Annotated in this window: 19 protein-coding genes; 12 read left to right on the top strand and 7 right to left on the bottom strand. The window is 50.6% G+C overall.

Features of this window, described 5'->3' with window-relative positions; translation table 11 throughout:
• Window positions 1–23 precede the first annotated feature (23 nt).
• The gene (locus tag RW092_RS07945) at window positions 24–710 is read left to right on the top strand and encodes a trimeric intracellular cation channel family protein (RefSeq protein ID WP_009226188.1); all 687 of its coding nucleotides are present in this window, start codon (window positions 24–26) and stop codon (window positions 708–710) included.
• A gap of 101 nt (window positions 711–811) precedes the next feature.
• On the opposite strand, the gene RW092_RS07940 is transcribed toward RW092_RS07945, so the two are convergent.
• A complete protein-coding gene (locus RW092_RS07940; RefSeq protein ID WP_316009944.1) occupies window positions 812–1,540 on the bottom strand; it encodes an alpha/beta hydrolase in 729 nt (242 codons plus the stop codon).
• A gap of 254 nt (window positions 1,541–1,794) precedes the next feature.
• Here RW092_RS07940 and pdhA point away from each other — a divergent pair, with 254 nt between their 5' ends.
• The 4 genes from pdhA to lpdA are packed head-to-tail and all read left to right on the top strand — an operon-like array spanning window position 1,795 to window position 6,955.
• On the top strand, window positions 1,795–2,862 hold the full coding sequence (pdhA, locus tag RW092_RS07935) for a pyruvate dehydrogenase (acetyl-transferring) E1 component subunit alpha (RefSeq protein ID WP_316009943.1): 1,068 nt from the start codon (window positions 1,795–1,797) through the stop codon (window positions 2,860–2,862).
• A gap of 50 nt (window positions 2,863–2,912) precedes the next feature.
• Complete coding sequence (locus tag RW092_RS07930; RefSeq protein ID WP_316009942.1) at window positions 2,913–3,893, top strand: alpha-ketoacid dehydrogenase subunit beta; 981 nt, start codon at window positions 2,913–2,915, stop codon at window positions 3,891–3,893.
• 29 nt (window positions 3,894–3,922) lie between these two features.
• Window positions 3,923–5,533: a 2-oxo acid dehydrogenase subunit E2 gene (locus tag RW092_RS07925; RefSeq protein WP_316009941.1), complete on the top strand. Its 1,611-nt coding sequence runs from the start codon at window positions 3,923–3,925 to the stop codon at window positions 5,531–5,533.
• A gap of 6 nt (window positions 5,534–5,539) precedes the next feature.
• Window positions 5,540–6,955 carry a dihydrolipoyl dehydrogenase gene (gene lpdA / locus RW092_RS07920; RefSeq protein ID WP_016312067.1) on the top strand — a complete coding sequence of 472 codons (1,416 nt, stop codon included), beginning with the start codon at window positions 5,540–5,542 and terminating at the stop codon, window positions 6,953–6,955.
• A gap of 96 nt (window positions 6,956–7,051) precedes the next feature.
• On the opposite strand, the gene RW092_RS07915 is transcribed toward lpdA, so the two are convergent.
• The 4 genes from RW092_RS07915 to RW092_RS07900 form a co-directional block, all read right to left on the bottom strand.
• Complete coding sequence (locus tag RW092_RS07915; protein WP_016312068.1) at window positions 7,052–7,870, bottom strand: methyltransferase domain-containing protein; 819 nt, start codon at window positions 7,868–7,870, stop codon at window positions 7,052–7,054.
• A 96-nt stretch (window positions 7,871–7,966) separates the two neighbouring features.
• Window positions 7,967–10,489, bottom strand: coding sequence for an FAD-dependent oxidoreductase (locus tag RW092_RS07910; protein ID WP_316009940.1), 2,523 nt, complete (start codon window positions 10,487–10,489; stop codon window positions 7,967–7,969).
• Window positions 10,490–10,493: 4 nt separating this feature from the next.
• Entirely contained in the window at window positions 10,494–10,781 is a 288-nt protein-coding gene (locus RW092_RS07905; RefSeq protein ID WP_028537576.1) for an ArsR/SmtB family transcription factor, read from the bottom strand.
• Window positions 10,782–11,166: 385 nt separating this feature from the next.
• Complete coding sequence (locus RW092_RS07900; RefSeq protein ID WP_016312071.1) at window positions 11,167–11,940, bottom strand: hypothetical protein; 774 nt, start codon at window positions 11,938–11,940, stop codon at window positions 11,167–11,169.
• A gap of 444 nt (window positions 11,941–12,384) precedes the next feature.
• On the opposite strand from RW092_RS07900, the gene RW092_RS07895 reads away from it, so the two are divergent.
• The 5 genes from RW092_RS07895 to RW092_RS07875 all read left to right on the top strand — a co-directional run bounded on the left by RW092_RS07895 (window position 12,385) and on the right by RW092_RS07875 (window position 19,273).
• Window positions 12,385–13,839: an alkaline phosphatase family protein gene (locus RW092_RS07895; protein WP_316009939.1), complete on the top strand. Its 1,455-nt coding sequence runs from the start codon at window positions 12,385–12,387 to the stop codon at window positions 13,837–13,839.
• Between the two features lie 52 nt (window positions 13,840–13,891).
• Complete coding sequence (gene thyA / locus RW092_RS07890; protein WP_028537579.1) at window positions 13,892–14,686, top strand: thymidylate synthase; 795 nt, start codon at window positions 13,892–13,894, stop codon at window positions 14,684–14,686.
• Between the two features lie 30 nt (window positions 14,687–14,716).
• The gene (locus RW092_RS07885) at window positions 14,717–15,202 is read left to right on the top strand and encodes a dihydrofolate reductase (protein WP_036699200.1); all 486 of its coding nucleotides are present in this window, start codon (window positions 14,717–14,719) and stop codon (window positions 15,200–15,202) included.
• Between the two features lie 170 nt (window positions 15,203–15,372).
• Window positions 15,373–16,860 (top strand): glutamate synthase subunit beta, encoded by a 1,488-nt coding sequence (locus RW092_RS07880; RefSeq protein WP_028537581.1) that lies wholly within the window; start codon window positions 15,373–15,375, stop codon window positions 16,858–16,860.
• Window positions 16,861–16,996: 136 nt separating this feature from the next.
• A complete protein-coding gene (locus RW092_RS07875) occupies window positions 16,997–19,273 on the top strand; it encodes a type IA DNA topoisomerase (protein WP_316009938.1) in 2,277 nt (758 codons plus the stop codon).
• 20 nt (window positions 19,274–19,293) lie between these two features.
• Here the strand turns inward: RW092_RS07875 and RW092_RS07870 are convergent, their stop codons facing one another.
• Both RW092_RS07870 and RW092_RS07865 read right to left on the bottom strand, forming a co-directional pair.
• Entirely contained in the window at window positions 19,294–20,061 is a 768-nt protein-coding gene (locus RW092_RS07870) for an HAD family hydrolase (protein ID WP_316009937.1), read from the bottom strand.
• Window positions 20,062–20,169: 108 nt separating this feature from the next.
• Window positions 20,170–21,087, bottom strand: coding sequence for an ArsR family transcriptional regulator (locus RW092_RS07865; protein WP_316009936.1), 918 nt, complete (start codon window positions 21,085–21,087; stop codon window positions 20,170–20,172).
• Between the two features lie 164 nt (window positions 21,088–21,251).
• Between RW092_RS07865 and RW092_RS07860 the strand changes: the two genes are divergently transcribed.
• Together RW092_RS07860 and RW092_RS07855 are read left to right on the top strand one after the other, a co-directional pair.
• On the top strand, window positions 21,252–22,451 hold the full coding sequence (locus RW092_RS07860) for an MFS transporter (protein WP_410055520.1): 1,200 nt from the start codon (window positions 21,252–21,254) through the stop codon (window positions 22,449–22,451).
• A 122-nt stretch (window positions 22,452–22,573) separates the two neighbouring features.
• Window positions 22,574–23,308 carry a phosphonate ABC transporter ATP-binding protein gene (locus RW092_RS07855; protein WP_028537586.1) on the top strand — a complete coding sequence of 245 codons (735 nt, stop codon included), beginning with the start codon at window positions 22,574–22,576 and terminating at the stop codon, window positions 23,306–23,308.
• Window position 23,309 lies beyond the last annotated feature (1 nt).

Below are 23,309 nucleotides of genomic sequence, written 5' to 3'. Positions count from 1 at the left end.
AAAGGCAGAGAAGGACGGAAGAGATGCACATCTTTGAGATTTTTAGCATCATCGGGACAGTCGCGTTTGCGATGTCCGGCGCGTTCGTAGCGATGGAAGAGGAGTACGATATCCTCGGTGTGCTGGTGTTGGGCCTAGTTACGGCGTTTGGCGGCGGGATCGTCCGCAATGTCTTGATCGGTGTCCCAGTAACGACGTTATGGGGACAAGGGGATTTGATTATGTTGGCCGTAATGTCCGTGTTGGTCGCCTTCGTGCTGCCGATGCCATGGGTTCGTCGTTGGAAACGGACAGAGGTTCTGTTCGACGCGATTGGTTTGTCGGCTTTTGCAATTCAAGGGGCGTTGTATGCCACGGACATGAAGCATCCGATGAGTGCGGTGCTTGTGGCGGCGGTGCTGACTGGCATCGGGGGCGGAATTATTCGCGATTTGCTGGCCGGGCGTAAACCGCTGGTACTGCGCGACGAGATCTATGCGGTTTGGGCGATGCTGGCTGGACTGGCAGTAGGTATGGGGTGGTTCGTTTCAACATGGGAATTGATTTTGTTGTTTGCGGCAGTTGTCTTTTTCCGGATGTTATCCGTCCATTATAAATGGAAACTGCCCAGACGGTCACTGACAACAGGGGATATCTATATTGGAACGGAAGCGAAGCCGAAGACGAAATCCAGTTCAGAGCGGGCTATCGTGCAGGATCAGACTCCTTAACGCGCGTAGGAGACTATGGTGGAAAGACATCAAGAGAGGCTGTCCGAAGTAGATGAGGGTTCTACCTTGGACAGCCTCCCATTTTACTGGATATGAAAGCGTTATTTTAAGAAGTGGACTAGCGCATCGGGGAGCTCTTGCTGCCAAAATCCCCACAAATGTCTCCCGTCCTTCTCCATATAGGTGACTCTGGCTCCGCGCTCTTCGAGCAAGGCTTTGGCTTTGCGATTTAACTCAACAAAATTATAGGTGCCTGTATCCGTTGTATAATGATCTTCCTGTAATCCCACGATCATAAAGAGCGACAAATAGGAGAGATCGGTCTCTTGAGCGAGGAGGTTAAGGGACGGTTCATAGTAGGCACCGGACAAGCTGATGATTTTGGAAAACAGTTTTGGATTTTTCATAGCCAGGTGGAGGGAGACGGTTGCTCCTAAAGAGTCACCAGCCAGCACCCTTTCCTCGGGTTCACGGCGAACCGGATAATTGCGCTCGATGAAGGGAATAATTTCTTCCGTGAAACAGCGGGTATAGGCCTCAAACCGGTTTCCGAATGGGGCATATTCCTCTGTGCGCACGACGGTATTCACCTCAACGCCAACGATGATGAACGGTTCAATCCCTTCATCTAAAATCAGGCGATTGGCATGTGTCGCAATCCGTCCGAAATTGAAGAACTCCTCGCCGTCCTGACAGTAAACGACAGGATAACTGAGGATTTCGTTATACCCAGGAGGCAGATACACACGCAGATAACGTTTCTCACCTAAGAATTGACTTTGGATTTCCTCTTTGACGACGGTTCGTTTTAAATATTTCGAATCTGTCATTGTTCTACACACTCCGTTGTATCGATTTTTGCTTTTGTGAGTTGAATCAAGTAACATTTACCATGAAGCAGGACAACAATAGGTTACCACAAAATGGATCTGTGTTATACTATTTTCTCTAAACTGTTACATACACAAAGATAAAAATATAACACAACAATCCTTAATTCCTTTGACTTCTAGAATGAAACAGGAGTATAATAATTCTATAACAGAGGAACAAGTTAATCAAATTTTCAGTCGAGGTGAAAAAAATGAGCAAGATTCCTTATGAAGTATACACGGAAGAAGTAGAAGCTTTGTCCGTGCTCTCGCCAGACGGTGAAATCGTTAACAAAGATAAAGTACCGGCTCTGTCCGACGACGAATTGAAAGAATTGATGTATCGCATGGTATTTACCCGTACTTGGGACGAACGTGCGATCAACTTGGGCCGCCAAGGCCGCCTCGGATTTTATGCTCCAGTTTCCGGGCAAGAAGCGACAATGGTAGGTAGTGAATTTGCGCTGGATAAACAGGACTTCATTTGCCCGGGTTACCGCGATATGCCGCAGCTCGTATGGCATGGACTTCCGCTTTATCAAGCTTTCTTGTATTCCCGCGGCCATCAACATGGCGGACAAATTCCAGAAGGCGTTAACGTACTTATGCCGCAAATCATCATCGGCGCACAAGTATTGCATGCGATGGGGATCGCCATGGGCTACAAGCTCAAAAAACAAAAACAAGTCGTTATCACTTACACCGGTGACGGCGGTTCTTCTGAAGGCGACTTCTACGAAGCGCTGAACTATGCTGGCGTATTTAAACTGCCGGTTATTTTCTTCGTGCAGAACAATGGTTATGCCATCACGACACCGTTCTCCAAGCAAACTGCGGCTTTGTCGATCGCGCACAAAGCAGTGGCTGCCGGGATCCGCGGCGTGAAAATCGACGGGATGGACGTATTTGCCGTTATCACCGCGGTGCGTGAAGCTGCTGAACGTGCTCGCAACGGCGAAGGTGCTACTTTGATTGAAGCCGTAACTTATCGTTTCCGTCCGCACTCCTTGTCTGACGACACTTCGAAATACCGGACGAAGGAAGAAGAAGGTCAATGGAGCGAGAAAGACCCGATCGCTCGTTTGGCCAAATACTTGGAGAAGAAAGGTCTTTGGACTGAAGAAGATACTGCTCGCGTGAAGGAAGAAGCGAAAGCAAAAGTAAACGAGCAAATTAAGAAAGCAGAACAAACGGAAAAAATGACAATTCCAGGCCTGATCGACAGCATGTTTGAAGTAACGCCTAAACACCTGGAAGAGCAAAAGGCCGATTTTCAATAAACGTACGTGTGTAAATTAGTCTGATCGTTCTATAGAGGAGGATACAAGCAATGGCACAAATGAATATGAAAGAAGCGATTCGCGACGCCTTGCGCGTCGAACTGCAACGCGATCCAAATGTTCTGATTTTCGGCGAAGACGTAGGTAATGTCGGCGGGGTGTTCCGTGTAACGGAAGGTCTGCAAAAAGAATTTGGGGAAGAGCGCGTCATGGATACGCCGCTCGCGGAATCCGCTATCGGCGGTTTGGCGGTAGGTTTGGGGATCCAAGGCTTCCGTCCAATCGCGGAAATTCAGTTTGTTGGCTTTATTTTTGAAGCATTGGACCAAATTCTCGTACAAGCGGCTCGGATGCGTTACCGTTCCGGCGGACGTTATCACTCTCCGATCGTGTTCCGTACTCCGTTTGGCGGCGGCGTAAAAGCGGCTGAACTGCATACTGATGCTTTGGAAGGCCTGATTGCCCAAACTCCGGGGATCAAGCTGGTTGTTCCTTCGAACCCTTATGACGCAAAAGGTCTGTTGATCTCTGCGATCCGTGATAACGACCCTGTATTCTTCATGGAACACTTGAACTTGTATCATGCGTTCCGCGAAGAAGTACCGGAAGGTGAATATACCGTTGAACTGGGCAAAGCGAAAGTCGTTCGTGAAGGCACTGATGTAACGATTCTTGCTTATGGTCTCATGGTTCATACCGCTATGAAAGCAGCAGAAGAACTGGAAAAAACCAAAGGCATTAAAGCTGAAGTTATCGACCTGCGCACCCTGGTGCCGCTGGACATCGATACAATCGTTGCCTCTGTGAAGAAGACGAACCGCGCTATCATCGTTCAAGAAGCGCAAAAATCGGCTGGTATTGCTGCGGAAGTCATCGCGCAAATTAACGAAAAGGCGATTCTGCACCTTGAAGCTCCTGTACTGCGTGTCGCTCCTCCGGATACGGTTTATCCGTTCGCGCAAATCGAAGATCAATGGCTGCCGTCTCCGGCTCGCGTGATCGATGGCGTTAACAAAGTGCTGGAATTCTAAAACGAAGAACAAAATAGGAGGTCTTTCCTGTGGCGAAGTTTGAATATCGGTTCCCTGAACTGGGCGAAGGCTTGCATGAAGGTGAAATCATCAAAATGCACATCAAGCCAGGGGACAAAGTAACGGATGAAGATATCATCATGGAGGTACAAAACGATAAAGCGATCGTTGAAGTGCCTTGTCCTGTGAATGGTGTAGTACAAGAAGTGTTTGGTAAAGACGGTGCCGTATTCCGTGTAGGTGAAGTGGTTGCCGTTATCGAAGCTGAAGGCGACATTCCTGAACAAGAAGGGGCTCCAGCTCCAGCAGCTGAAGCAAGCGCACCGGCTGCCGCTGCAGCTCCGGCTCCGCAAGCAGCTGCTTCGTCTAACAAATTCGAATACCGCTTCCCTGAGCTTGGCGAAGGTTTGCATGAAGGCGAAATTATCAAAATGCATATTAAACCGGGCGACAAGGTAACGGATGAAGATATCATTATGGAGGTTCAAAACGACAAAGCGGTCGTTGAAGTTCCATGTCCGGTTAACGGTACGGTTCTGGAAGTGTTCGGTAAAGACGGTGCGGTGTTCCGCGTAGGCGAAGTTGTGGCTGTCATCGATGCTGAAGGCGATCTGCCTGAACAAGCTGCAGCTCCTGCACAAGGGCATGATGCTCCTGCTGCTGCAGCAAGTGCACCAGCCGCAGCCGCTGCTCCTGCAGCTCCAAACCGCGAAATCCTCGCTACGCCTGGCGTTCGTAAATATGCTCGTGAGCAAGGCGTTGATCTGTCGCTGGTACCAGGGACAGGCAAAGCCGGTAAAATCACGAAAGAAGACGTTGATAACTTCAAGAAAGGTGGAGCTGCTGCTGCTCCGGCTCAGGCTGCTGCACCTGCACCAGCCGCTGCTCCAGCCCAAGCTGCAAAAGCACCTGCTGCACCAACAGCGATCGCAACAGAGGGCGAAGAAGAACGCGTTCCGTTCAAAGGTATCCGCAAAGCAATTTCCAACGCGATGGTGAAATCGGCTTACACAGCTCCGCATGTCACCATTATGGATGAAGTAGATGTAACGGAACTGGTTGCTTTCCGTACTCGCATGAAACCAATCGCTGAGAAGAAAGGCATTAAAGTTACGTATCTGCCGTTCATCGTTAAAGCGCTGGTGGCCGCTTCTCGTCAATTCCCGGCTCTGAACGCTTCGATCGATGAAGCGAACAACGAGATCGTTTATAAGAAATACTACAATATCGGTATCGCAACTGACACCGATAACGGCTTGATTGTTCCGGTGATCAAGGATGCGGATCGGAAGAGCATCTGGATGATCGCTGAAGCGATCAAAGACCTGGCATCCCGTGGTCGTGAAGGTAAACTGGCACCTCACGAAATGAAGGGAAGCACGATTTCGATCACAAACATCGGTTCTGCTGGCGGTATGTTCTTTACTCCGATTATTAACTACCCTGAAGTCGCGATCTTGGGTACGGGTCGTATCAGCGAAAAACCGGTAGTTAAGAACGGTGAAGTCGTTGCAGCACCAGTTATGGCCTTGTCGCTTAGCTTCGACCACCGTCTGATCGACGGTGCGACAGCACAGAACTTTATGAACTATATCAAACAGCTGCTCGCTAACCCAGAGCTGCTCGTTATGGAGGTGTAATCGTCAATGGTAGTAGGAGACGCTTCTATTGATATTGATACATTAGTTGTTGGGGCAGGTCCCGGCGGATATGTGGCGGCCATTCGTGCCGCCCAACTCGGGCAAAAAGTGCTCATCGTCGACAAAGCAGAGCTTGGCGGCGTTTGCTTGAACCGCGGTTGTATCCCATCCAAAGCGCTGATTGCAGCAGCTCATCAATTTGAATCTGCTCAGCATGCGGAAGTATTTGGGGTTAAGGCGGAGAAAGTCACCGTTGACTTCAAGAAAACTCAAGAATTCAAAAGCGGTGTCGTGAAGAAAATGACCCAAGGCGTTACCGGTCTGCTGAAAGGCAACAAGATCGAAGTTTTCAACGGTGAAGTTATGTTCATCAATGAAAGCGAAGCTCGTTGCTTCAACGATCATGAATCGCCGCGTTATCGCTTCAAACATTGCATTTTGGCAACCGGCTCCCGTCCAATTGAGCTGAAACCTTTCCCGTTTGGTGGACGCATCCTGTCCTCGACGGAAGCGTTGGAACTGCAAGAAGTACCAAGCAGCCTCATCGTGATCGGCGGCGGTTATATCGGTGCCGAACTCGGTCAAATGTACTCTAAATTCGGCACGAAAGTGACGATTATCGAAGGTATGGATACCGTACTGCCTGGCTTTGATAAAGACATGACTCGCCTGGTTGCCAAGAACATGGCGAAAACCGGCATCGAAATCGTGACGAATGCGAAAGCTGAAAGTGCAGAACAAACGGATAAGAACGTAACGGTGAAATATTCTGTAAACGGTGAAACCAAAGAAGTAACTGCTGATTACCTGTTGGTAACAGTAGGTCGTCGTCCGAACACTGACGGCGATTTGGGTCTGGATCTGGCTGGCGTTGAGTTGACTGACCGCGGTTTGGTGAAAGTTGACCATCAAGGCCGCACCAGCAACCCGAAAATTTTCGCGATTGGCGATATCGTAGCGGGCCCAGCGCTTGCGCACAAAGCTTCCTATGAAGGGAAAGTTGCTGCCGAAGCAATCGCAGGACTTCCTTCCGTGGTGGACTACAAAGCGATCCCAGCGGTCGTATTTACCGATCCAGAATGTGCCAGCGTAGGGCTGACGGAGTCGGAAGCGAAAGAGAAGGGCTACAAAGTCAAAGCCGGCAAGTTCCCGTTTGCGGGCAACGGTCGCGCAACTTCTCTGAATCAGCCTGACGGCTTCATCAAGATCGTCGCTAACGCGGATAACCATGTTGTACTCGGCGCGCAAGTCGTAGGGATCGAAGCATCCAACCTGATCGCTGAGCTGGGTCTCGCGGTTGAAATGGGTGCAACGCTCGAAGATATCTCGCTGACCATCCACGCTCACCCAACCTTGGGCGAAATCGTAATGGAAACTGCAGAGCTGGTCGAAGGTCATCCAATCCACGTCATCTCTCGCTAAGTTTAGCGTACGTCTCTCCCACTTCTTCTAGAAGTGGTTCATCTCCTAATATTTTGGGCAAGACCGAGGTTACGGTCTTGCCTTTTTTTATTTGCTTTATTTCACTCCAAGCCGCATCCGATAGCCAAACAGAATCCGTCGACGTTCTCCGCCAAATCCTTGTTTCACTTGCTTGCGAAAATGCTCGGCAGCGGTTAGAATCTCGTCTGAGCCTAATTTCAAGGCAGTTTGTACTCCACCTTGACTAAGGGCCAAGTTCGCATACCGATCTGCATCACAGTCCTCCCAATGGTGGAAGACGATCTCACGGGAATATCGGAACAGGCCGCTCTTGCGGATTTGCTGCAAATGCTGGTCCTTTGGCCATTTATAAGCTTCTTTCCCGGTCTCACTTAGTTCGCTGGCTCGTTGGTCAGCTAGCTTGGTGAGCTCTTCGTAAGCTTGCTCTAGCTCGGGCGAAACAACCGGTGGCCAATCGCAATCGTATGCAGCAAAAATGCCTCCAGGACACAATACCCGAGCGAACTCCTGCAGTGTGGGTTGCGGGTCCATCCAGTGAAAGGATTGTGAGCACGTAACCAGATCAACGGAGGAGGCTTCCAATGGCAGTTCATAGGACAAGCCTTTCACAAATTGAAGCTGCTGTGGCTTGCCGACTTCCTGCCAACGGTTGATCGCTACGGCACGCATATCATCGTTGGGTTCAATCCCTACGATTTGCTTCGCACGCTCCAACCAAATAAAAGAGGAGAGACCGGTACCGCAGCCAACATCTGCAACGACCTCGGGGCGGCGTCCTAAATACATCGTGAGGATGTCAATCAAATCAACTGGAGCTTTGGGGCGGTTTTGGTCATACAAATCACTGAACCCAGTGAAACGTTCAATATTGTTTTGGCGGATTTGTTCGCTCATCGGGCAACTCTCCTTTTATTCGCAAGACGAAAGTTATTCCCAAATTATACCGCAAAAAAGGTTCTTGGTCGCGTAGACCAAGAACCCTTGTTACGTTTAAATCAATAAATTAATGCCCGATTGATCAGCCTTCCCTAAATAATAGCCAACGCCGCCGATTTTGACCCCGTCGATCAACTCTTCCTGGCGGATGCCCATCAAGTCCATGGACATCTGGCAGGCTACGATTTCAACCCCTTGCTCCATGGCAGTGGTCATCAATTCCTCCAGGGACGAGACGTTATTCTGTTTCATCACGCCACGAATCATCTTCGCCCCGAATCCAAGCATATTCATCCGGGAAAGCGACAATTTGCGGCTGCCGCGTGGCATCATCATGCCGAACATGCGGCCGATGAAGGTTTTGGCGACGGGAACCTTTTCCGATTTGCGCAGAATGTTCAGACCCCAGAAGGTAAAGAACAACGTAACCTTCTTGCCGCTGGCCGCTGCGCCATTGGCGATAATAAACGAAGCGATCGCCTTATCTAAATCGCCGCTGAACACAATCATCGTTGTGCCTTCCGGTGAGGACGCCAGTTGCGTGGTTACTGTAGTGTCAGACTGAGCTGGGCTTTCCTTCCGCAAGTAGGCTTCGATGATCCCATCTGCACGCTTGGTGACCTGGAGCACCTGATGTTTGGACATGGTCGCCCAGGCCTGCACATCCTCATAGAAACCAGGATCCGATGCGGTGACGTGCAGAGTTTGTCCGGATTCCAAACGGTCCATTGCTTGTTTCACTTGAATCAACGGGCCTGGACAGCATAATCCACAAGCGTCTAGCTCTGCATCAGCCTGCAGCGGGGCTGGTGCTTCGTTTGGTGCAGCCGAATGACGTTCAGTCTGCGGTACAGCCGGATCTGCCTTTGCTGCGGCAACCTCCATTTTTGCCGCAGGATCTGTGGGAAGTTTCTGTGAACTTGCCCGGCCAGGCTGGTAATTCGCCATTTGATACAGCTTGTAACCGCCGGTGAGGTTGCGAACCCTGAAACCTTTTTGCTGCAGAATCCGAGAGGCGGTGTACCCGCGCAGCCCCACTTGGCAGTAGACCCAAATCTCCTTGTTGGCATCCAGCTCATTTAAGCGATCGCGTAATTCATCGACCGGGATGAGCAAGGAGCCGGGGATATGACCGTTGGCATGCTCCATTGCCGAACGAACGTCCACCAACATGGTGGTCTGTTCATCCCGAGTCGCCAAATCCTGAGGAACATACACGCGCACTCTTCCGCTCAAGATATTCTCCGCGGTATACGCTGCCATGTTGACCGGATCCTTCGCTGACGAGTAGGGAGGGGCATAGGCCAGCTCCAGCTCGGCCAGATCCGCTACCGTCCCGCGGAAACGAATCGCCGTGGCGATATCATCAATCCGTTTATCTACCCCGTGATAACCAACAGCTTGCGCACCAAGCAGCATTCCATCAGGCTGAAACAGCAGCTTGATCGAGAGCGGGGTAGCGCCGGGATAATAAGAAGCATGGGAGCTGGGATGAACGACAGTGACATGGTAAGGGATGCCCATCCGTTGCAGTGTTTTCTCATTGTTCCCGGTCGCTGCTCCGGTGAGGCCAAATACTTTAATGATGGACGTGCCTTGCGAGCCTTTGTAGGTGGTCCCTAGACCACAGACATTGTCCGCGGCGATCCGTCCTTGCTTGTTCGCAGGTCCAGCGAGAGGGATCGCTGTTTTCGAGCCATTGACGAAATCAACGACTTCAACTGCATCCCCAACGGCATAAATGTCAGGAATGCTCGTCTCCAGTTTATCGTTTACGAGAATATGTCCTCGTGGGCCAAACTCGATACCGGTATCCTTCAGAAAAGCCGTATCCGGCTGTACGCCAATCGCCAATAACACGAAATCAGCAGAAACTTCGCGGCCGTCCGAAGTCTGAACCGTAATGCGGTTTCCTTGTTCAATAAACGAGGTGACGGTCTGCGACATCAGCAGCTTTACGCCGTGATCCTCCAGTTCTTTGGCCAGGACACCCGCCATTTCGGGATCAAACGGCGCAAGAATTTGCGGGCCGCCTTCAATTAACGTAACATCAAGCCCGATTTCTCTTAAGTTCTCGGCCATTTCCACACCGATAAACCCGCCGCCGATGACGATGGCCGAAGCCGCGTTCTCCTCAGCAACCCTTTGTTTGAGGCGGTCGGTGTCCGGAATATTCCGCAGCGTATGAATTCGATTGCTCTCGATGCCGGGAAGATTCGGGCGGATGGGTTTCGCGCCGGGTGATAATATCAAGGCATCGTAGCTTTCTCGGTACTCACCGCGTTCTTTGTTGCGGACCAGCACTGTTTTGGTCGTTGGATCGATTCCGATCACTTCGCTTTCCGTACGAACATCGATGTTGAAACGGCGATGCATCGCTTCCGGTGTTTGCACCAACAGCTTCGAGCGTTCCTTGATGGAATCACCGATGTAGTAGGGGAGCCCGCAGTTCGCGAACGAAATATAAGGATCCCGTTCAAACATAATGATATGCGCTTCTTCATCCAGACGGCGAAGTCTTGCAGCCGCAGAGGCGCCGCCGGCAACGCCTCCCACAATGATTACCTTTTTGCTCATCTTATTATTGTTCCTCCTCGAATAAATGGCGAACCAATTTGATGACTCTCTCATTCGCCAGATGATAGTTAACTTCCAATCCGCTGCGTTCGGCTTCAACGATGCCTAAGCTGCGCAGTTTTTGCAGGTGTTGGGATACGGTCGATTGCGGCAGATCCAAACACTCTTGCATGTACGTCACATTGCAATGCTGCTTCTCCAGCAAGCCGCGGACGATACATAACCGAACCGGATGCGCCAAGGCTTTCAGCATTTCTGCTGTTTCCTGATAGGCTTTGAAATGGTTATCCATGCAGGTGCACCTCACTATAATCGTATCAATCGCTATATTGTAATATTACGATATAGCGATATAATTTGCAACTAAGTACTACTTGCGTTAGATACAGTTATTAGTAAGGTCCATTTAGTGAGGTCCATGACCAGACAAGATCAGAATGGGGAAGGTCAGGGCCAAGGTGAGGTCGTACTGGACTATCCTGTAGATGCCGAGGATACAAACAGGGCCTGGAGGGTAGATACCAGGAGGAGGTGATCCCAGAGATATTATCCTTTCTGATTGCGGCTCAAACGACCGGTAAGGGGAGAGGAATCGGGGTGAACCTGTCGGCACCCTATTGGCGAATGAAGATTGTCTAGAGCACCGACAGGAGAAATGAAGGAAAATTGAATTCCTTCTATTTTGGCAGTTTTGCAGATGCGTTCGTGATGATCCGGGAGATTTGCTTCTCCCAATCGTAGACTTTCGCTAAAGAAGTGTGAATGGCTTTCGTTTGATCATATACGGTCTTCAACTCCAATGCAGCGACAATGGCGTCACCGCGCTTGACACTGGCTTTATACCGCTTGTCAGCCGCCGAAAGGTGTTTTCGCGCGGCGGCGACGGATTTGTTTTCGGCGGTGATCTGCTTTTTTAACGTTTGCACGGGAGTGAGCGCATCTTTCACGACTTTGACTTTGGCGGTTTTCGCTTTCTTAGCAGCGGCTAACGCATCCTTTTTCGCTTTAATTTCTGCCGAAGCAGCAGTTGCCGCAGGCTTCAACTTGTTGCGCTTCAATTCCAATAAATCAGCGGTTTTCTTATCCTTGCGTTTCTTGGCTGCTGTCACTTGCTTGCCCAATGATTTGTATTCCTCTAGCAAGGAGGCATGCTTCCGCTGCAATGACTCGGATTCCTGTGTCAGGCGAGTGATGGTAGCTTGATCAATGACTTTGAGCTTCGCATTGATGGCAGCCAAAGCGTCGTTATTCTTCTTGCGCAGTGCTGAAATTTCGAGGCTCTCCTGTTTAACCAACGTTTGTACCGCGGTTAACCCATCATACATCGCGTCTATTCCACTCAAGGCAGCATCCCAAGAGCTTGCAGCATACGTCGGTCGATATCCGCCTAACATTAGTGAAATCGTGATGACCGTCAGCAACAGCAGTTTGATCGAACTTCTCCACTTCATAACCGTCAACTCCATCCTATATGAATTTGCCATTCTCATAGAAACGCAAAAAAAGCACCTGCAAGAAAGGCGATATCGCCAGACTTGCGAGGTGCTTCACTCGCTTGATTCTATATGATTTTGGCATATTTAACTATAAACTACCAGCTCCCAAAAGTCAATCCTCTTTACGAACTTACGTTCTGTAGAGTAGGGTCTGAGGTATTGGCACAAGCGGAATTGGCATACTATGGTTAAACTTTAAAGAGGGTGAACAACATGCGATTCAAGTTCTTGTGGAGCGGGCGAATCTGTTTCTGGCTTCTGATCTTTGTCATATGTCTATTGCTGGGTGGTTGCCGTTCAACCTCGAATCCCAAAGAAGCGGATCTACTGCATATCCAATCAACAAACAACACTTTCAACGGAAAAAAGAAGGTTATTTTTGTCCTGGTTGACTCCCTTATGGACCAATTGATTCAACGCGGAATTGAGCATAATGAGCTCCCTGCCTTTCAATATCTCATTCAGCATGGCCAATATTATCCTGATATGATCAGCTCTTTTCCGACCATGTCCATCTCGATTGACAGCACGCTGCTTACCGGGCGTTACCCGGATGCTCATCATGTGCCGGGCTTAACCTGGTATCCGCATCAGGGACAGAAAGTGATAGGTTATGGCTCAGCTCCCGTTGAAATTTTGCGCCGCGGGACGAAGTCCGTTTTGACACATGCGTTAAAAGATTTAAACAATCAGCACTTAAACCCCGATGTGCCAACTATATATGAGGATTTGAAGCAGTTGGGCTTCACCTCCGGATCGGTGAATGGATTGGTTTACCGAGGGATGACCTCACACCAAATCGACTTGCCGCAACCGTTACGCGAGCTTGTTCCGCTGGACTTGCCTTTTCAAGTGAAAGGGCCGGATTTTCTGGCTTTCGGGGCATTGTCAAACCCGCTTGACGGGGTGACGAATTTGCCTGACGGGCCTGCGGACCGGATGGGCTTTAATGATCGATATGCGATTGGAGTGGCAAAATACTTGATCCAAACCGGTCAAATGCCCGATTTTTTGCTGATTTATTTGCCGGACCTGGATGGAAAGTTGCACAAACGCGGCCTTACCGATCGTGAAGGCATCAAGGAGACGGATCGTCGACTAAAAGAGCTGCTGGATGCTTATGAATCTCGAGCACATGCGTTACACGATACGATTCTGATCGTTGCGGGAGATAGTGGAATGAGCCAAGTATTGCCCAAAGAACAACAGCCTGTAATTGATTTACCCAAGCTGTTACAGCGGTTTCACGTGTTACCGACTGGCCAAACCATGAACTCATCCACCGAAATTGCCCTCGCTGTTAACGACACGATGGCCTACGTCTACAGTTTGAAACCGGAGAATTCGCTGAAGGAGATCGCCGATGTATTGAGGAACGACCCACGAATCGACCTCATTACCTGGCAAGAAGATGGCTGGATCCATTGTGTAAAAGCGGGGGATCCGACATCGATGAGATTCAAAGCAGGCGGGGATTGGATCGATCCTTATCATCAATCCTGGACCGTTCAAGGGACGGAGCAGATACTTGATTTGAAGCGAGAGAGCACAAGCAGACGCAACAAATCACGCCATATTACGTATGGAAAATATCCTGATCCGCTGCGTCGCCTTCAAGGCGCTTTACAATCCCACGAAGGGCGATTTCTTATCGTCACCGCCAAACCGGGGTATGAGCTCGCGGAAGCTGGAGCCCCCACACATTCCGGTGGCGGAGCGCATGGGGGGCTGGATGCGTCCGCATCGCTGGTGCCTCTGATCATCTACGGGACGGAGAAGCGGCCGGAATTTTTACGAATCGTCGATTTGAAGGCTTACTTACTCGATTTGTTAAAGTCGGAAAGTCGCAAATAAATCTGATATAATAGGATGGATTAGTAGACCAATGTGACGGGGTGTTAGAACCATGAGAAAATATTTGGATTTGCTGGAGGATGTTCTGGAGAACGGAACGCCCAAAGAAGATCGGACGGGTGTAGGGACACGCTCGGTCTTCGGGCGGCAGCTGCGGTTTGACTTAAACGAAGGCTTCCCGTTGGTAACGACCAAACGGATTCATTTGAAATCAGTAATTCACGAATTGCTGTGGTTCTTGCGCGGCGATACGAATATTGCTTATCTTAAGGAACATGGCGTTCGGATTTGGGACGAGTGGGCGGATGAGAATGGCGATCTCGGCCCGGTATACGGGTCGCAATGGCGTTCTTGGGAAGCACCGGACGGCCGAAAAATCGATCAAATCGCAAACGTGGTGGAAGCGATTAAGAAAAATCCGGATTCTCGCCGCCATTTAGTAAGTGCTTGGAACGTAGCTGAAGTCGATCAAATGAAGCTGCCGCCATGCCATTTTGTTTTTCAATTTTATGTGGCCAACGGCAAGCTGTCCTGTATGTTGACGATGCGCTCGGTGGACACTTTCCTTGGCCTGCCGTTTAATATCGCAAGCTACGCGCTGCTGACCCACATGATCGCCCAGCAATGTGACCTGGAGGTTGGCGAATTCATCTGGTCCGGCGGAGACGTGCATATTTACAACAACCATATCGAGCAGGTAAAAACCCAATTGGAACGCGAGCCTTACCCATTGCCGAAGCTGGTGATCAAACGGAAACCGGAATCAATCTTCGACTATAAGTACGAGGATTTTGAATTCATCGATTATAAGTATCATCCGACGATCAAAGCAACGGTTGCTGTGTAACATTGACGGAGGACGGAGGGATCGATCGGAATGATCACGCTTATTTGGGCGATGTCCAGAAATGGGGTTATTGGCCGGGATAATCAGCTGCCCTGGAGGCTGCCGGCGGACTTAAAGTTTTTTAAAGCGAATACAACTGGGAAAACGATCGTAATGGGACGCAAGACTTGGGAATCCATGGGCAGTAAGCCGCTCCCAAACCGGCATAGTGTCGTGATGACAGGGGATCCTTCTTTCACAGCGGAAGGCGCGGATATCGTCCACTCCGTGGAGGAAGCGTTAACCTACACGGATCGGGGAGAGCTGATGGTCATCGGTGGAGCGGGGGTGTTCCAGCACTTCCTGCCCCTCGCGGACCGGCTGATCGTGACCCGAATCGATGAGGATATCGAAGGGGATGTGTTTTTCCCTGACTTTTCATGGGAAGATTTTGAATTAGTCCATGAGGAACAGGGAGTAAGGGACGAGAAGAATCCCTATGATTACCGTTTTCTTACTTACGAACGCCGCAAATGATGTGATAATAAGTACAAATTATCGTATCATTAATCCATTAATAACATTTCCCCCGAATGCTAACATCAAGATACATTGATGACGGCGTATGAAAAGTTTTCGATTGCCCGGATCGGGCGACTCGCGACTTTTTGTATCATGTGACATGATAACGGATGGGGGAACTTGTGATGTCTACACCAACAGGATTTATGGAGTTCAAACGCGAACTTCCCGGGGACCGGAGCCCGTCCGAACGGGTGAAGGACTGGGAAGAATTTCATAAGCATATGTCCGAGGAGGATTTGCGCATTCAAGGCGCACGCTGCATGGATTGCGGCACGCCTTATTGCCACACGGGCATTGATATGGCCGGCGGGACAGCAGGCTGCCCAGTACACAACTTGATTCCGGAGTGGAATAATCTGGTATACCGTAACCTCTGGAAGGAAGCGCTGGACCGTTTGCACAAAACCAACAACTTCCCGGAATTTACGGGGCGAGTTTGTCCGGCCCCTTGTGAAGGCTCTTGTACCGTAGGTCTGATCGGAGAGCCGGTCACGATCAAGACGATTGAACAGGCCATTATCGATAAAGGTTTCGAAGAAGGCTGGGTTGTTCCTGAACCTCCGGAGAAGCGGACAGGCCGTAGAGTGGCCATTGTTGGCTCCGGACCTGCAGGTCTTGCTTGCGCTGCCCAATTAAACAAAGCGGGCCATGAAGTAACGGTCTATGAACGTGCAGACCGAATCGGCGGTCTTCTGGTATACGGGATTCCAACGATGAAGCTGGACAAAGCAGTTGTACAGCGCCGCGTGGATTTGTTGGCTGCCGAAGGCGTGAAATTCGTAACAAATACGGAAATCGGCAAAGATATTAAAGCCCAGCAGCTTGTAGATGAATATGACGCGGTGGTACTGTGCGGCGGGGCAACCAAACCACGTGAATTTAATATCGAAGGCAGCGATTTGAACGGGGTGCACTATGCGATGCCGTTCTTAAACGGGACGATTAAGAGCTACCTGGACTCCGGGTTAACCGACGGGAACTTTTTGTCCGCAGAAGGAAAGGATGTTATCGTCATCGGAGGCGGGGACACTGGCTCGGACTGCGTAGCGACGGCGCTTCGCCACGGTTGCCGCAGTGTGACGCAATTTGGTACCCATGCGAAAGCTCCGCTGGAACGGGACCCGATCAACAACCCTTGGCCGCAATTTCCGAACGTGTACACGCTCGATTACGCCCAGGAAGAAGCCAAAGCGTTGTTCGGTAAAGATCCACGGGAATTCTCGATCATGACAACGAAATTTGTAGGCGACGAAAACGGCAACCTGAAAGAGCTGCACACGGTGCAAATTCAGCGGATCGTCGATGAGACTGGACGGAAAATCTATCAGCCGATCCCAGGCACTGAGCGCGTCTTCCCAGCGCAACTGGCGCTGATTGCTATCGGGTTTGACGGTCCAGAATCGACGCTGGCGGATGAGCTGGGTCTTGAACGAGACCGCCGGACGAATGTGAAAGCGAAATACGGCCAATTCAAAACGAATGTCGATAAAGTGTTTGCCGCAGGCGATATGCGCCGGGGCCAAAGCTTGGTCGTATGGGCGATCAACGAAGGCAGAGCTGCGGCACGCGAAGTCGATAAATATCTGATGGGTTCGACGGTGCTGGTATAATCTCACCAACGAGCCGCAACATTTTGACAGGACGATCCCTGGGTCAATATGCTATAATAGGTACTAGCTTACTAGAGCTGCGCGTAGCGCGGCTCTTTTTTAGATTTGAGAGACAGAGGAAGAGGGGCCCGAAAGCATGAAAACGCTCGTAATTGCCGAAAAACCGGATATGGGACGGACGATCGCCGCTGTAATTGAGCCGAAGGCGAAAAACCACCGATCCTACCTGGAGGGAGAGCGCTACATCATTACTTGGGCGATAGGTCATTTATTAGGTTTGGCCGAACCGGAAGCCTATGACGAAAAGTACAAACGCTGGAATTTCAACGACCTGCCGATTCTGCCGGATCGATTCAAGATTGTGCCGAATCCGCGCACAAAAGATCAGTTGAAGACGATCGGCGAGCTCGCAAAACGTTGCGATACGATTGTAAATGCATGCGATGCCGCCCGCGAAGGACAGTACATCTTTGCGTTAATCCAACAGCAGCTCAAGTTAACCCAGCCTGTCAAGCGCTTGTGGATTTCCGACTTGACCAATGAAAGTATTGCCAAAGGGTTTGCCGAGCTGCATGAAGCGTCCGAGTTCGAGAACTTAACGCAGGCCGCGCGGGCGCGCAGTGAAGCAGATTGGCTGATCGGAATGAACGCGACGCGTGCGTTTACGACTAAACATCGGGAGCTGCTGTCCGTCGGCCGGGTCCAAACTCCAGTGCTGGCGCTGATCTATGACCGGCAGAAGGAAATCGAAAACTTTGATTCACTGACTTATTATGAAATCAAAGCGGAATTTAAGCAGGATACCCGTATGTATACCGGAAGCTGGCAAGGGGACCGGTTGACGGATAAGGAGAAGGCGGAGGCCATTGCAAAGAAGGTTCGCGGCAAGGAAGGGCGCATCACCGAATACGAAGTGAAAGACACGAAAGAATATCCGTACAAGCTGTACGATTTGACGTTGCTGCAGCGGGAGGCAAATGCAAAGTTCGGCTATTCTGCCAAGAAGACGCTGGACATTGCCCAGGCGCTCTATGAACGCCATAAGGTGATCTCCTATCCGCGGACAAGCTCCAACTATGTGACCGAGCAAAATATCGATGGGATGCACAAGGTGCTACATATGCTGAAATCGTCGAGCTATAAGGAGCTGGCGGAAGGCGGACGTCCGAACCTGGTGCATGTCGGCAACAAGGCGGTGTGCAATCCGTCTCGGGTAGAGGATCACCATGCGATCCTTCCGACGCTTCGGCGTCCGGGCACGTTAAGCAAAGAGGAGCAGAACATCTACGATCTTGTGATCCGGCGCTTCTTGTCCCATTTCTATCCGGCGGCAGAATATAAACAACACACTGTACTCACTGAGGTGGAAGGCGAAACGTTTAAAACCAACGTGAAGGAGCTGTTGTCGCTGGGGTGGAAGGTATGTCTTCCTGGCGATGACGGAGCGAAAGCCGGAAAAGGACGCGCCAAGAAGAAAGACGAGGAAGAAGAAACCGAAGAGCTGATCAGCGAACCGTTCGAGATCGACCGTAACCGTCCAGTGCAATGTACAGACGCCGAGGCGAAGGAGAAAGCAACTCAGCCGCCAAAGCATTATACCGAAGGCACGCTGCTTAAAGCGATGGAAAGCGCCGGGAAAAATTTGGAGAACGAGGAGCTGCGCGAAGCGATGAAGGATGCGGGTCTCGGTACTCCGGCCACTCGGGCAGCAACGATTGAGCGGTTAAAGAACGTGGGATATATCACGATGCAGGGTAAAAAGATCACAGTGACGCAAAAAGGCCGGACCGCCGTTGAGCTAATTCGGCGCGCTGGTGTCGAGCTGCTGACCTCGCCGGAGATGACGGGGCAATGGGAGCGTCGATTATACCAGATTTCCAAGGGAGAAGCGGCGCGGGAGCAGTTTATGGAGAACGTGCGCCGATTCACCATCTCGATTATCGAGAAGGTGCGAACGCAGCAGAAAGCGGACGCCTCGATGTTCACGTCGGCAGAGACGGAGAAGGGTGGTCGGCACGGAAGCCGAAGCAGCAGCGGCGGCAAAACGGGACGATCCGCCTCTTCTACAAGAGCAGGCGAGCGTCGTACAGCGCAAGCGACCACGAAGCAGCTGCCGGCAGGCACCCTTCAACCGTTGGCACCTTGCCCGCGCGAAGGCTGCGGCGGTCAAATCATCGAAGGTCGCAGGGGCTTTGGCTGCACGCACTACAAGCAGGGTTGCGGCTTCGTTATCTGGAAGGAGTTCGGCGGCAAGAAAATCTCGCCAGCGATGCTAAACGCGCTGTTGACGAAAGGCCAAACTCAGCTGTTGACTTTCAAACGCGAGGGAAGCGAAGTCAAAGCCCGCATCGCTTTGGTTGATCGCACATCTGGCAAGCTGGAGCTCATGGAGGCGGAGCCTTCCCGAACTTAAGCGAAGACAAAAAACGGACCTTATAAGGTCCGTTTTTGTTTTTGAGTTTGATGTGTATGGTTAAAAATCACGAGCGGAACTTCGACCAAGGACGTAACGGTATGCATTTCCGAATCCCTGTCATGCTGAAGCTCCACAATATTGTACAACCACTCGTTGGGGATTTTAATGTAAATCGCCTTAATTCCGACGGAAAGGGCTGGCATGACATCCGTCCGCAGGCTGTTGCCGATCATCCAGGTTCGGGAACGGTCAAACCGCCGCGACTGAAGAATTTCTTCTAAGGCTTCCGCATTTTTGTGTTGGCGAATGTAAATCCGATCCTCAAAATACTCGGCCAATCGCATCTGCTCGATTTTACGCTGTTGGATCTCGGTATCTCCGCCGGTATACAAGTGCAGTTCATGACCTTGACTGCGCAGTAGATTTAAGGTTTCGACCATGCCGGGATACGGTTCGATAGGTTGCTCATAAACGCTAAGCCCCAGCTTCATCAGCCGTTCTTCTTCCTCCGGAAGAGTCTGTCGTTCCGTAACTCTAGCGAAATAGCGGTAGGTGTCAACCAACGATTCGGGAAAATGCGAGCTGGCAAAACCGATTTGATGGACTCCGGCTACATCAATTTCCGTTTGCTTCTCTCGGATCTCATTTGACGTAATGCCGAATGTCTTAAACCAATCGGTCATTAGGTCAGCGAATTGGTCTAGAATTAGATCAAAATATTTATTGCAATAAACTAAGGTATCATCCAGATCAAAAATAATTTGTTGCGTCAAGGGCGTTTTCATATCTTACGGGTCACTCCTTATCCAAGAAACGCTTGTCTCTACGTATAGCTCTATCCTAACACAAGCGGAAGCGTCCCGCCAAAGCCAACTGCCTTGCTTAGTTCACAACTACAGCCGGATATAGGATTCCAGGAACATCTGGAGCTCCGCCGCTCCGTCTGGACGGATACTGAACTTCTCCGTATCTTGGGCGAGCAGATGGATGCGCAGCAGTCCGGCGACCCGGAGTCGCATCAAGTCGTGCATCAGCTGATCCTTAGGTTCGCCTAGATCCTTCAGCATATCTTGCATCGATTTGGGTTCGTCGGCAACATAGCGGAGTAGGCGCAAACGCTGCGGTTCGGCTAAGGCACGGGTCAACCGTTTTAACACCATCGGCGGTTCATCCTCATCAAGCTCCGGAATATCGAGCGGGTACTGGATGAACAGCACGTTTTCGTAGAAAACGTATGTATTTATCGGTCGAAAATGGATCGAAGGGGTTAACACGACCAACGAGATCGGCTTCAAAGGTTCCAGCACCAACCCGCCGGAGGCGTATTCGATCAGCGCGTCGGTGTCCATCTTTTGCAGCAGTGTATGCTTCTCGGCTGCATCTTCCTCCAGCAGCGGAAGAAATTGATGCTCGATAGGGCTCATATACAGCCGATGCCAGCATTTGAGCAGCGGGATATAGTTGCTTTGAATTCGCGCGATTGTCTCACTATTCACAGTGGGAATGTAGGTTTTAGTACGATCGTATAGGGACTCGACAGAGCTTTCTGCAATGTCGTTCAGAAATTGTGGGATATCGGTCGCTCCTTTTCGCTCCAAGGCCCAAACGTACAAAACGTCGTAGTCTGTGAACGGGTACTTGGCTGCTTCGACAAATTGATGTCGCTCCTCCGGCGTGAGGCGAGTGTCTACCTCAGCTATCCATTCCAAGCCTACATCGAGATTGTTCACCCATTTTTGTGTCGTATATATCATAAAGCTGCTGATCAGTTCGTAGACCAAGGAATGGTCCACTTTCACGTCATAGGCCATGATTGAACTAACCTCCCAAAGAACTTTGCATTCAGATTCATTATGGCTTGTTCGGTAGTGGATTGTCTACTATAATGTTAAAGGATTATTCGGAAAATATTAATTGGGGAAAAGTCGTCAACATATTGACGATTTTTCTTTGTTTTTTAAGGAGTGTTTTTCATTTGGAAAGTTCGATCAGAAGGCATCACCGCATATTTACCCCAACCTTTATTCTGATCTCTGTCATTATTATCGCGGGGCTCAGTCAAGGACTGCTGCTGCCAGTGTTGTCCATATTTATGGAAGAAAGGGGGATCTCCTCCTCCGTAAATGGATTGCATGCTGCAGCTCTTTATGTCGGATCGTTTGCCATGTCGCTGGTGGCGGAGAAGCTGCTGCGACGAACCGGGTTTAAACTCTTACTGCTGAGCGGCGTCGTTCTCGTTATGCTGGCTTTGCCGGTGTTTTCGCTGGTCTCCGATCTAAGGTTGTGGTTTATTCTAAGATTGCTTGTGGGGATCGGGGATAGTGCGATTCATTTTACCTCGCAGCTCTGGATCATTCTTGTTTCACCGCCGGACAAAAGAGGCCGGAACATCTCCTTGTATGGGATGTCCTACGGATTAGGTTTCAGCATTGGACCGCTGGGCATCCGACTGCTGGATTACGGGCAAGCCGTTCCGTTCGTCTTGCTGGCGATCCTGTTCCTCATGATCGTGATCCTCGCCGCTATATATTTGCCAGATCGAGCACCGGAACCCGTTCGTCAGGAGGAAGCCGGTGCTCCGCGCAAGGTTCCGCAGATCTACCGGATGGCTTGGTTCGCCTTGCTGCCTGCCTTGCTATATGGTTATATGGAAGCTTCGATGAACAGCAACTTTCCGATATACGGCTTACGTTCAGGGCTTAGTGCGGCGGATATCGCGGCATTGCTGCCGTTCTTTGGCATCGGCGGCTTGATTCTTCAGCTCCCTCTGGGCATCTTAAGCGACCGGTTCGGCCGCAAAAAAGTGCTGATGACCGCAGGACTCACCGGCGGAATTCTGTTTCTCGCGGTTCCATTGGCGGGGAATCACTTTATGGCGTTACTGCTACTGTTCATGGGTTCAGGCGGCTTGGTGGGTTCGTTCTTCTCGTTAGGCCTGGCGTATGCAGCGGATTTGCTCCCGCGTCATTTACTTCCGGTGGCCAATGTGATTGCATCCTTTCATTTTAACTTTGGCAGCATCATTGGCCCGAACCTCGGTGGAGCGGCCATGCAGTTAGGAGCGGCTCCGATGTTGTTTATGCTTCTGGGGTCGGCATATCTGTTGTTTTCCGCATCCGGGCTGGTGTTTCGGCCGGAACGTTACAAAAAAAGCGTAAATATGAACAGGCTGTAATGGATTTTCGTTGATTTTTCCAATACACTAAAGGGTAAGAAAAGGTAATGCAAATTTCATGTTAGTTCAAAAAAGTGATTAACAACTTGAGTACCTCTTAATCGTAAAAGGAGAAATCGGACATGATCAGAGTCAACCACTTGCAGAAATCGGTGGATGGAAATAAGAAGAAGGTGCTTCGCGATATTACCGTCCAGTTTGGTGCAGGGGAAATGATTGGCGTTGTAGGGGCCAGCGGCAGCGGCAAAAGTATGCTTCTTCGTTGCTTGGCGCTGCGAGAACGTTGGAACCGGGGCGATTATACCTGGAACGGGGATAAAGTGATTGAAGGCGGCGGACGCGGTTCACAGAAATACCGCTCCCAATGCGCCTATCTCGAACAGAACCCTTCCTTGTATCCGGAGAAAACCGCGCTCAAAAATGTCCTGATCGGACAAGCGGGTCAAACTCCGCTTCTGCGCCGACTGACCGGGATGGTACGATCGGACGATTACATGGGCGCGATGGACGAGTTGGAGAAGTACGGCCTGCTGGACAAAGCCCATGTTAAAGCTGGGAAGTTGAGCGGCGGCGAGCGCCAACGTGTGGCTATTTGCCGGGCATTGGTTCATGGGGCTAGCTTCCTGGCGGCGGACGAGCCGGTGATCGGGCTGGATCCTAAGTCGGCAGAACGCGTATTGGAGACGTTAAAAGAGCTGTGCACCCAGCAAAATAAGATCGTTATTACGGCATTGCCGCTGGAATTGGCAGAGCGTTACTGCACCCGGATCTGGGGACTGTCTGAAGGAGAGATCAAGCTTGACGTGTCCGGACGGCGGCTCTCGATGGAAGAGAAACGCCTGATTGATCTGGTATGAA

This window comes from Paenibacillus sp. 3LSP (assembly GCF_032465655.1).
GTDB lineage: Bacteria > Bacillota > Bacilli > Paenibacillales > Paenibacillaceae > Fontibacillus > Fontibacillus barengoltzii.
This window is presented reverse-complemented; position numbering and strand designations above follow the sequence as displayed.